Raw genomic sequence first — 10200 nt, forward strand, 5'->3', positions numbered from 1 at the left:
GGCGTGCGAACGGTCACGGCACGCCCCTGCGGGAGGTTGTCGGTTAAAGGCCGGGGTACAGCGGGTGCTTGTCGGCCAGGGCCTTCACCCGGGCCTTGAGCGCTTCGGCGTCGGCCGCCCCGAAGGGAGAAGGCGCCTTCAGCGCCTCGGCGATGACATCCGCCACCTCGGCGAAGTCCTCGGCCGTGAAGCCCCGGGTGGCCAGGGCCGGGGTGCCGATGCGCAGACCGGATGTCACCATGGGCGGGCGCGGGTCGTTGGGGACGGCGTTGCGGTTGACCGTGATGCCGACCTCGTGGAGACGGTCCTCGGCCTGCTGCCCGTCCAGCTCGGAGTTGCGCAGGTCGACCAGGATCAGGTGCACGTCGGTGCCGCCGGACAGCACGTTCACCCCGGCTTCACGGGCATCGGGCGCGGTGAGGCGCTCCGCCAGAATGCGAGCGCCCTCGACCGTACGGCGCTGGCGCTCCTTGAACTCTTCCGACGCGGCCACCTTGAAGGACACTGCCTTGGCCGCGATCACGTGCTCCAGCGGACCGCCCTGGAAGCCCGGGAAGACCGACGAGTTCAGCTTCTTCGCAAACGACTGCCTGGCGAGGATGATGCCGCCACGCGGCCCGCCCAGCGTCTTGTGCGTCGTGGAGGTGACGACATCCGCGTACTCCACCGGGTTCGGGTGCAGCCCGGCCGCGACCAGGCCGGCGAAGTGCGCCATGTCCACCCACAGGTACGCCTCGACCTCGTCCGCGATCCGCCGGAACTCGGCGAAGTCCAGCTGCCGCGGGTACGCCGACCAGCCGGCGATGATCACCTTCGGCCGGTGCTCCTTCGCGAGCCGCTCCAGCTCCGCCATGTCGACCAGACCGGACTCGGTGTCCACGTGGTACGGAACGACGTTGAACTGCTTGCCCGAGAAGTTGATCTTCATGCCGTGGGTGAGGTGGCCACCATGGGCCAGGTCCAGACCCAGGACGGTGTCGCCGGGCTGGGCCAGGGCGAACAGAGCCGCCTGGTTGGCCGAAGCGCCGGAGTGAGGCTGCACGTTGGCGTACTCGGCGCCGAACAGCTCCTTGATGCGGTCGATGGCGATCTGCTCGGTGACATCGACGTGCTCACAGCCACCGTAGTAGCGGCGGCCCGGGTAGCCCTCGGCGTACTTGTTGGTGAGGACCGAACCCTGCGCCTCCAGCACAGCGACGGGCGCGAAGTTCTCGGAGGCGATCATCTCCAGGGTCGACTGCTGGCGCTCCAGCTCGGCGTCGACCGCGGCGGCTACCTCCGGGTCGAGCTCGTGCAGAGGCTGGTTGAACAGGGTCATCGTCGGTCTCCTTGGGTGTGGGCACAGTGGGCGGCGTAGGCATCGGGGGTCAGCGCGCCGGCGATGTTCTCGACCCGCAGCCGGAACAGCCAGCCGCCGGTGTAGGGGGCGGCGTTGACCACGCCGGGGTCGTCGGCCAGCGCGGTGTTGACTTCCAGGACCCGGCCCGAGGCGGGGGCGTACAGGCCGCTGACGCCGGTCAGTGACTCGATCTGTCCGCAGCTCTCCCCTGCCTCGACCCAGGTGCCGACCTCGGGCAGCCGGAGGTTGACCACGTCACCGAGGGCCCGCGCCGCGAACGCGGTGATGCCGACGGTGGCGTTGCCCTCGTCCACGACGAGCCACTCGTGGTCCCAGGTGTACCGCAGGTGCCGCGGAATGCTCGTGGCGGTCTCCCCTTCGGATTCCAGGGGGAGTCGAGGCGCGGAGGTCATGACACGACGGCCGCGGCGGCGGGGACGAGGGTGCGGCGGAGCCGGTTGAAGAACTTCGGCTGGTTGAGGGAGAGTACGGCGACGGGGGTGCCCTCGCGCCGGTAGACGGCCGTGAAGGTGCGGCTGTCGACGTCGCCCTCGACGATCTCGGGTTCGGCGCCGGGTGCGACGTACCCGGCGACCTGGATGCGCACCTGGTACTGGTCGGACCAGAAGTACGGCGCGGTGAGCGGGGCCCCGGCCGACACACCGGTCAGCAGCGTGCGGACGGCGGTCTTCGCCTGCTCGGCGGCGTTGCTCCAGTGCTCGATGCGTACGTGCCGTCCGGTGAACGGGTTGGGGCAGCGGGCGACGTCACCGACGGCGACCACGCCCGGGACACCGGTCGAGCAGCCGGAGTCGCACACCACGCCGTCGTCCACCTGCACACCGGAGCCGGCGAGCCAGTCGGTGTTGGGCCGCACGCCCACACCGGCCACGACGATGTCGGCGGGCAGCACCCGCCCGTCAGCCAGCCGTACGCCGGTGACGCGACCCTCGCCGAGCAGTTCCGCCACGCCGGTTCCGCACAGCAGCTGAACGCCGTGATCGCTGTGGAGCGAGGAGACCACCAGCCCCATCTGGCGCCCGAGTTGGCGCTCCAGGGGTACGGGGAGCGCCTCGACGACGGTGACGTGGAGCCCGAGCCGGTGTGCGGTGGAGGCCACCTCGGCGCCGATGAACCCGGCGCCGATGACGACGACGCGGGGCAGGCCGTCGAGCAGTTCGGCGCGCAGGGCCTGGGCATCGTCCAGGGTGCGCAGGGTGTGGACGCCCGCCAGCCCCTCGGCGCCGGGGAGAGTCCGGGGGCCGGCACCGGTCGCGATGACGATGCCGTCGGTGCGCACATGCCGTCCTCCGGCCAGGGTGACGGTGCGGGCGACGGGGTCGAGCCGCACGGCGCGCTCGCCGAGCAGCCACTGCACGTCCAGGACCTCGTACTCGTCGGCGTCGCCGAGCGCGAGCCCCTCGGCGTCGATGTCGCCCTTGAGGAAGTCCTTGGACAGCGGGGGACGGTCGTAGGGAGTGTGGCGCTCCTCCCCCACGACGACGATCTCGCCGTCATAGCCCTCTGCGCGCAGCGCGCGGACCGTGCTCAGTCCTGCCAGCGATGCTCCGACGACGGTGATGCTCCTCATGCCGGCTCCAGACGGGGAGATGTCTCACATAACACAACGATATTCGCTATACGCAACATGCTTTCCGCGCAGTGCGGGCGTTGTCAAGGGAGGCATCGCATATCAATTTCTGATGATGCTCGATGTTGCGCCATCCACAACCGACTCGGACAGCCCTCGGCCGCCCTCGTCGGTGGTGGCCGCGCGGCGCAGATGCGGAGACGTGCTGCTGCCGTCGGAGACCTCGCAGATCAGGCTGTCCCGTAGCCGGCGGGCGCAGGCGGCGCGGAGGGGGCCGAGGGCAGCGGGATCGGAGGGTACGTGTCGAGCACCGCCCGACAGTCCTCTTCGGGGGTCCGGCCGGGGGTGCGCCAGGGCGCCCCTGAGGAGTTCGAGGCCGACGTCGATGTCCCGGTCCCGGTCTTCGACGAGCCCGTCGGTGTACAGGGCGAGCCGGGAGCCTTCGGACAGTCGGAGCTCGGCCGTCTCGATCGGCAGTCCGGCACCCAGGCCGAGCGGTGGTGAGACCGGGTCGTAGATCGCGAACAGGCAGGTGGCCCCGGTGACGGCTTCGCTCTCCCCGTCGGTGGTCTCGCTCTCGTCGATGCGTGCGAGAGTCGTCGGCTCACCAGCGCGGTTCCGCCCGTGACCAGCGCCGGCCCGCCGACGGCGGAACCACGGCACGGCCGACGCCGAAGCGTCGTAGGTCTTCTGGTGCACATGACCGGCGCGTTCCGGGCCTGCAGCACGAGGGCCGTCACGGCGGCGATCACGAGCAGCAGGACGACGGCCACCTGGAGGATGAAGACCTGGCCCGCGACGCTGTGCACGCTCAGCACAGATGGCAGGCGTACCGGGGTATTCGCCGACAATGTTCCGTCGCCCCCTGCCCTGCCGGATCGCCACTTGACAGCCCACATGGCCCGCCCACCTGCCGGAGGGGCCGCAACAGCAGGTGGGCGGGCGGTACTGGGGCGGGATCAGTGCGAGGGCCGTACGTCCAGCTTGTTCTGCAGCCAGGTGTGGAACTCGCCGATGTGATGCTCGCTGGGCACCAGCACGCCGCCCTTGGCGTACGCCTTCGAGCTCATCGCCGGCTGGGTGCGCTCACAGGCGTCGAAGTCCTGCTGGTTGACCCGGTGGAACAGCTCCACCGAACGGCCCACGTCCCCGCCGCTCTCCACGACGTGCGGCAGGTACAGCCAGTCGCATTCGACAACCGTGCGGTCGGGTGCCATCGGGTACATCCGGTGGAAGATCACGTGGTCGGGGACGAGGTTGATGAAGACCTGTGGCCGGACAGTGATCGCGTAGTAGCGGCGGTCCTGTTCGTCGGCGACTCCCGGGATGCGATCCAGTCCCTCGGAGCCGTCCACCGTGAACCCCTGCACGTCCTCACCGAACTCGGCGCCGTGGCCCACGTAGTACTGGGCGGCGTAACCGTCCGCGAACTCCGGAAGCACCTCCGTGAGTTCGGGGTGGATCGTGGCGCAGTGGTAGCACTCCATGAAGTTCTCGATGATGAGCTTCCAGTTGGCCTTCACGTCGTAGGTGATACGGCGGCCCACCTTCAGGTCGTCGATGCCGTAGCGCTCGATCGACTCCAGGTCGCCGAGCCGCTCGACGACCGCGCCCTGCACGTCCGCCTCGAAGGAGGGCGGCTCGTCGGCGAGGCACACCCACACATACCCGAGCCACTCCCGCACATGGACGTTGATCAGGCCGTACTCGGTCCGGTCGATGTCCGGCATCGACGTCAGGTTGGGAGCGGCGACCAGCTTGCCGTCCAGGCCGTAAGTCCAGGCGTGGTACGGACACTGGAAGGCGCGCTTCACCTCGCCGGACTCCTCGGTGCACAGCTTGGCGCCGCGGTGCCGGCAGATGTTGAGGAAGCCCTTGATCGAACCGTCCCGCGAGCGGGAGATCAGCACGCTCTCGCGGCCCACCTGGTAGGTGCGGAACGCGCCGGGCTTGTCCAGCTCGGCGGCGCGGGCCACACAGAACCACATGGCCTCGAGGACCCGCTCCTGCTCCTGGGCGAAGACCTCGGGGTCGGTGTAGTACTCGCCGGACAGCGTGGGAATCAGGCTGGGCGGCAGATTCGTCATGGTCATCTCGTCACCTTCGGAAATGTCAGACGCGCACTCGGCGGGGATCGAACAGGGCAATGGGGTGGTCGGTGGCGCCAACGGTGGCCAGGTCGGCGAGGATCTCGCCGATGACAGGCACGAACTTGAACCCGTGGCCGGAAAAGCCGCAGGCCACGATCACCTGCGGATGCTCTGGATGCCGGGCGAGGACGAAGTGCTCGTCCGGCGTGTTGGAGTACATACAGGCCGCGGCCTTGAGGAAGCGGCCGGGCAGGGTGGGGATGCGCGGGCGCAGGTAGTCGGCCATGGCCGCGATCTCGTCCGGGTGGATCCGGCGGTCGAGGTGGTCGGGGTCACTGGGGACGCCCTTGCGGAAGAAGGCGACCTTGGCGCCGCCGTCGGGTCCGTCCAGCGCGGGGAAGCCGTAGATCTGGGTGCCGTCAGGGTCCTCCCAGATGTAGACGGGGTGCCGGTCGGCGGTGAACGGGCCGGTGCCGCCCTCGGGCTGGAACCAGTACATGACCTGACGCTCCACCGTCACCCGCACACCGAGGTCGGACAGCAGCTTCGGCGCCCAGGCCCCGGGGGCGATGACCAGCCGGTCGGCGGTGTGGGCGCCGCGGTCGGTGACCACCCAGGCCTTGCCGCCCCGGCCGTCGGCCTCCCAGCCGAGGACCATTTCCGCGAAGTGCAGGTCGGCGCCGTGGGCCCGGGCCAGGTCCAGGTGGGCCGTGACGGTCGCCTCGGGGCGGGCGATGCCGGCCTTGCGCTCGTAGAAGGCGACGTCCTCGGACGCCGGGTTGAAGGTCGGGAAACGGCGCCGGATGTCAGCGGCGCCAAGGACCTCGTGGTCCAGGCCCCACTCGTGGGCGCTGCGCAGGGTGCCGGCGAAGGCCTCGCTGTCCTCGCGGCCGATCATGAGACCGCCGGTCTCGGTGAAGACCTCGCGGCCGGAGTCGGCGGCGAGCTTCTCCCACAGTTCGCGGGCATGCAGGAGCAGTGGTACGTAGGCCGGGTCCTCGAAATAGGCCTGCCGGTAGATGCGTGAACCGCCGTGGCTGGAGCCGAGGTTGTGGGCGGGGCCGAAGCGCTCGATGCCGAGCACTCGCTGACCGCGGGCGGCGAGGTGATAGGCGGCCGCGCTGCCCATCCCGCCCAGGCCGACGACGATCACGTCGTACGAAGTGGCCATGTGTCCATCTCCTGGGAATCTTGCCGATGAGGGTGTGGTGCTGCCGGTACTCGGGGCCCGTTCAGCGGCGGATGCGCGACATCTCGGGGTCGAAGAGCGGCCCCATGACCACGGACTGCTCGTCCTGGACGACCGGCGGCGATGATCCCCAGCTCCTGCCCGGCCTCCCACAGGGTGTCCCACAGCCGGACGCCGAGGTCGGCGGTGGTGTAGATCTCCCAGACCAGCTCGCCGACGCAGCTCAGCCGCATCGCGGTGACCGGGACGTCGCCGAGGTAGGCCTGCTTGGCCTTGAAGTAACCGAAGCCCTTGTGCGAGAAGTCGGTGTCGGTGACCGACCCGACCGGCTTGTCGAGCTGGTTGGTGGTCAGCCTCTGGGAGCTGCGCTCGTTCATGTACGAGGGTGCCGGCTGGACTTCCTCGGAGCGGTTGACGTCGCACTCGTGGACGTCGGTGCCGGGCCGGCCGTCGACCAGCCACTCGGCCACGGCCTTGGCCACGCCGGCCGAGTGGGTGACCCAGACGGCCTCCGCGAGCCAGAACCCCTGGACTTCTCGCGACTCGCCCATCAGCGGCATGCCGTCGGAGGTGAAGGAGCACGCAGCCGACCGTCACCGCCGGCGGGCACGCGCGCGTGGAGTACGCCTCGGCGCTGCGCGTCCCCGGGGTGCGGGTGCTGGCCGTGTTCGCTGGGGTGCGCCACCCGGTCCAGGCTGACGGGCATGGGGCGGTGGGCGTAGGAGCCGATGCCGGTCCGGTCGACGAGTTCGCGGTAGTACAGGCCGGCGTCCTGGTTGCGCAGGATCGGCAGGGAAGCCTCGGTGTGCTCGTCGTTGCGGCCGGCGAGCAGCGGAAGTTCGGTGGTGCGGGCGTACTGGTGGGCGGGGCCGTGGCCGGTGGCTCCGGGGCCGCCCTGGAAGAGGGTGTCGCCGGAGAACAGGGCGCCCAGCTCGGGCACGTACAGCGCGGTCACAGGACCACCACCGAGCGCAGGACCTCGCCGTGGTGCATCTTGGCGAACGCGGCCTCCACGTCGTCCAGGCTGATCGTCTCGGTGATGAAGTCGCCCAGGTCGAAGCGGCCCTGGAGGTAGAGGTCGATCAGGGCGGGGAAATCCCGGGCGGGCAGGCAGTCGCCGTACCAGGAGGACTTCAGTGCCCCGCCACGGCCGAAGACGTCCAGCAGGGGCAGGTCGAGGGCCAGCTCCGGGGTGGGGACGCCGACCAGGACGGCGGTGCCGGCCAGGTCGCGGGCGTAGAAGGCCTGCTTGAAGGTCTCGGGGCGCCCGACCGCGTCCACGACGACGTCGGCGCCGAAGCCGCCGGTGAGGGTGCGGATCGCCTCGACGGCGTCGGTCCGGGAGGAGTCGACGGTGTCGGTGGCGCCGAACTGCTCGGCCCACTTCAGCTTCCGCTCGTCGACGTCCACGGCGATGATCCGGCTCGCACCGGCCACCTTGGCGCCCGCGATCGCGGCCATGCCCACGCCGCCGCAGCCGATCACCGCGATCGAGTCGCCGCGGCCCACGCCGCCGGTGTTGACCGCGGCGCCGAACCCGGCCATCACCCCGCAGCCGAGCAGGCCGGCCGCGGCCGGCGAGGCGGCCGGGTCGACCTTGGTGCACTGGCCGGCGGCGACCAGGGTCTTCTCGGCGAAGGCGCCGATACCGAGGGCCGGGGACAGCGGGGTGCCGTCGGCCAGGGTCATCGGCCGGCCGGCGTTGTGGGTGGCGAAGCAGTACCACGGCTTGCCCTTGCTGCAGGCCCGGCAAGTGCCGCAGACGGCACGCCAGTTGAGGACGACGAAGTCCCCGGGCGCGACCTCGGTGACGCCCTCGCCGACCGACTCGACGACACCGGCCGCCTCGTGGCCGAGCAGGAAGGGGAACTCGTCGTTGATCCCGCCCTCCCGGTAGTGCAGGTCGGTGTGGCAGACACCGCAGGCCTGCATCCGCACCAGCGCCTCACCGGGGCCGGGGTTCGGCACCAGGATGGTCTCCACCGAGACCGGTGCGCCCTTCTGGCGGGCGACGACGGCGCGTACCTCGTGTGTCACGGTCGATCTCCTCGTCGAGGGGACGGCCGAATGCGATCTTCGGGATCTTCGGCCTGATGTTTCTGGCACCCCGGCCCGGGTGAGACCCGGGAGGCCGAGCCAGCACGGTTGCGAATTACGCAATCTCGTTCGCCATAAGCAACGACTGACCAAACTGTCTCCCTGCGGACACTCACTGTCAAGGTGTTGGCCGAGCGAAGTTGCAGACATGCAGACGACCGGCTGCATGTCGCCCGGTTCGGTGATCTACCTGGTCAGGAGCGCCCGAGGCCGCTTTCGCGCAGGCTGTCGCGACGACCCTCGCCCACGGTCACGGGCGGCGCGGAGCCCGGTACATGGTCGTACCGATGCCCGGCCGATCCAGGGAGATCAGCAGCAGATACGTGCCGGCGGCGGCGCCGATACGGCTGATCGATGTCGCCCGCCCGCGGTGGCCCGGATACTGGTGGGGAACAACTCATTGGGATACGTCCACTCCAGCACCGTGGGACCGCCCGACAAGAGGGCGTAGCCACAGAAGCACACGATGACCACCGCGATGGGGAGTGCGTCGCCGCCACCGAGCACCGCGAGCGGCACCACCATCAGGGCGAACGACCACACGATGACGGGGCGGCGCCCCACCCGGTCCACCAGCCGCAGCGCGGGGACACAGCCCACATGTAGAAGAGCCCGCAGAACAGCGTGCGCCGCAGATACGTGCCCTGGAACAGGCACGGAACCTGCTCTTCTCCACCGACTGCTCGGCCGCCGATGCCGCGAGCAGCTCCTCGACCGGGACGGTCCGGTCGAGGGCTTTCTGGATCGCTTTCTGGGCCTCGGCGGTACGGCCCTTGTTCACCAGCCACAACGGCGACTCCGGTGTACCGATGCGCATCAGCAGGATCAGGATGCCGAGCAGTCGGCCCCGGTGTTTGTTCGGCACCCACTCGGCCAGCAGCGACGTCGCGATCGGATAGTCGGCGCCGATGGCCATGCCGAGCACGAAGCGCAGCACGACGAACTGCCAGGTCTCGGTGGCGAACACCGACAGCACCGAGCCGCCGACTAGCACCGCCAGGTCGATGGTGTACATCGCCTCGCGGCCGAGTTTGTCGGTGACGGGACCGAAGAACAGACTTTTACGACTTCCACGGACATCGCCCCGCGCCGTCACCGCACCGGCGCCTCGGCACCCTTGACGATGCCTCACCCCCTCCACATCATGTTGCGCATTGCGATGCTTGTTCTGCATAAACAAACAGTGACGATCAGCTTGAACGCCGGTTCACTGTCCTCCGCCGAACTGGAGGACCAGAAGGAGCTGGCCCCGCCTACGGCCAGTCCGCTCGGCGGACCCATGCAGACCCGCAGCCGGCGGATCTCGAATTCCTCGGCCGCCACGAAGAGGCGGGCGTCACGGACACGGCCGCCGTACTCGGCGTACACAAGTCCACGGCGACCAGGTGCTCCGGCCCATCTGCCCGAGCCAGAGTTCGCGAGCGGGGCTCACCGGGCCGCCGGAGAGCCACACACCACGCTCCATTGGTTCGTCCTCACCCTTTCCTGCCCCGACCAGGCCGGCCTCGTCCACGCAGTGACAGGACCGCTTCTTCATGCGGGTGCACTTCGACGTCTCGGACCCCGGCATCTCCCTGGAGGACCTGCGCACCGGCTTCGGTCCGGTCGGCCAGGCGTACGGCATCACCTGGCAGCTGCACGACCTGCTGTTCCGCAAGTCCACGGGCGCGCTCAACATCGAGATTCCGGCGATCGTCGCCAACCATCGCGACTTCGAGCCGCTGGCGCAGAGCTACGGCATCCCCTTCCACCACATCCCGGTGACGAAGGACACCAAGGCCGAGGCCGAGGCGCGGCTGCTGGAGATGGTGCGCGAGCTGGACGTCGACCTGGTGGTGCTGGCCCGCTACATGCAGATCCTCTCCGACGACCTGTGCATCCGCGGTCCTGCAAG

8 protein-coding genes and 4 pseudogenes are annotated in these 10200 nt (G+C 69.6%); 1 reads left to right on the forward strand and 11 read right to left on the reverse strand.

Annotated features, from left to right (window positions below; all coding sequences use genetic code 11):
• Positions 1-43: 43 nt before the first annotated feature.
• From glyA to SSP24_RS45415, 11 genes and pseudogenes are all read right to left on the reverse strand, one after another.
• Positions 44-1318, reverse strand: a complete 1275-nt coding sequence (gene glyA, locus SSP24_RS38180) for a serine hydroxymethyltransferase (protein ID WP_141315159.1) — start codon at positions 1316-1318, stop codon at positions 44-46.
• Positions 1315-1752 (reverse strand): glycine cleavage system protein GcvH, encoded by a 438-nt coding sequence (gene gcvH / locus SSP24_RS38185; RefSeq protein WP_141315161.1) that lies wholly within the window; start codon positions 1750-1752, stop codon positions 1315-1317. Before gcvH ends, glyA begins: the two co-directional genes overlap by 4 nt.
• The gene (locus tag SSP24_RS38190; RefSeq protein WP_141315163.1) at positions 1749-2930 is read right to left on the reverse strand and encodes an NAD(P)/FAD-dependent oxidoreductase; all 1182 of its coding nucleotides are present in this window, start codon (positions 2928-2930) and stop codon (positions 1749-1751) included. Before SSP24_RS38190 ends, gcvH begins: the two co-directional genes overlap by 4 nt.
• A 150-nt stretch (positions 2931-3080) precedes the next feature.
• Positions 3081-3524 (reverse strand): annotated as a pseudogene (locus SSP24_RS44580) (SpoIIE family protein phosphatase); the annotation flags it as partial.
• Between the two features lie 365 nt (positions 3525-3889).
• The gene (locus SSP24_RS38200) at positions 3890-5023 is read right to left on the reverse strand and encodes an aromatic ring-hydroxylating oxygenase subunit alpha (RefSeq protein ID WP_141315165.1); all 1134 of its coding nucleotides are present in this window, start codon (positions 5021-5023) and stop codon (positions 3890-3892) included.
• Between the two features lie 19 nt (positions 5024-5042).
• Complete coding sequence (gene solA, locus SSP24_RS38205; protein ID WP_141315167.1) at positions 5043-6191, reverse strand: N-methyl-L-tryptophan oxidase; 1149 nt, start codon at positions 6189-6191, stop codon at positions 5043-5045.
• 128 nt (positions 6192-6319) lie between these two features.
• Positions 6320-6787: pseudogene (locus SSP24_RS38210) on the reverse strand (hypothetical protein); the annotation flags it as partial.
• Complete coding sequence (locus SSP24_RS38215; RefSeq protein WP_141315170.1) at positions 6760-7164, reverse strand: hypothetical protein; 405 nt, start codon at positions 7162-7164, stop codon at positions 6760-6762. The pseudogene SSP24_RS38210 and the gene SSP24_RS38215, both read right to left, overlap by 28 nt.
• Positions 7161-8246: an S-(hydroxymethyl)mycothiol dehydrogenase gene (locus tag SSP24_RS38220; protein WP_141315172.1), complete on the reverse strand. Its 1086-nt coding sequence runs from the start codon at positions 8244-8246 to the stop codon at positions 7161-7163. Before SSP24_RS38220 ends, SSP24_RS38215 begins: the two co-directional genes overlap by 4 nt.
• Positions 8247-8615: 369 nt before the next feature.
• Positions 8616-8963 (reverse strand): MFS transporter, encoded by a 348-nt coding sequence (locus tag SSP24_RS45410; protein WP_141315174.1) that lies wholly within the window; start codon positions 8961-8963, stop codon positions 8616-8618.
• 157 nt (positions 8964-9120) lie between these two features.
• Positions 9121-9480 (reverse strand): annotated as a pseudogene (locus SSP24_RS45415) (MFS transporter); the annotation flags it as partial.
• Positions 9481-9822: 342 nt separating this feature from the next.
• Here SSP24_RS45415 and SSP24_RS38240 point away from each other — a divergent pair.
• Positions 9823-10200 (forward strand): annotated as a pseudogene (locus tag SSP24_RS38240) (formyltransferase family protein); the annotation flags it as partial.

It is taken from the genome of Streptomyces spinoverrucosus, from assembly GCF_006539505.1.
Lineage (GTDB): Bacteria > Actinomycetota > Actinomycetes > Streptomycetales > Streptomycetaceae > Streptomyces > Streptomyces spinoverrucosus.

Excerpts from the sequence above, each read along its gene's own strand:
- glyA (WP_141315159.1), bottom strand. The coding sequence starts at position 1,318 with ATGACCCTGTTCAACCAGCCTCTGCACGAGCTCGACCCGGAGGTAGCC.
- gcvH (WP_141315161.1), bottom strand. The coding sequence starts at position 1,752 with ATGACCTCCGCGCCTCGACTCCCCCTGGAATCCGAAGGGGAGACCGCC.
- SSP24_RS38190 (WP_141315163.1), bottom strand. The coding sequence starts at position 2,930 with ATGAGGAGCATCACCGTCGTCGGAGCATCGCTGGCAGGACTGAGCACG.
- SSP24_RS38200 (WP_141315165.1), bottom strand. The coding sequence starts at position 5,023 with ATGACCATGACGAATCTGCCGCCCAGCCTGATTCCCACGCTGTCCGGC.
- solA (WP_141315167.1), bottom strand. The coding sequence starts at position 6,191 with ATGGCCACTTCGTACGACGTGATCGTCGTCGGCCTGGGCGGGATGGGC.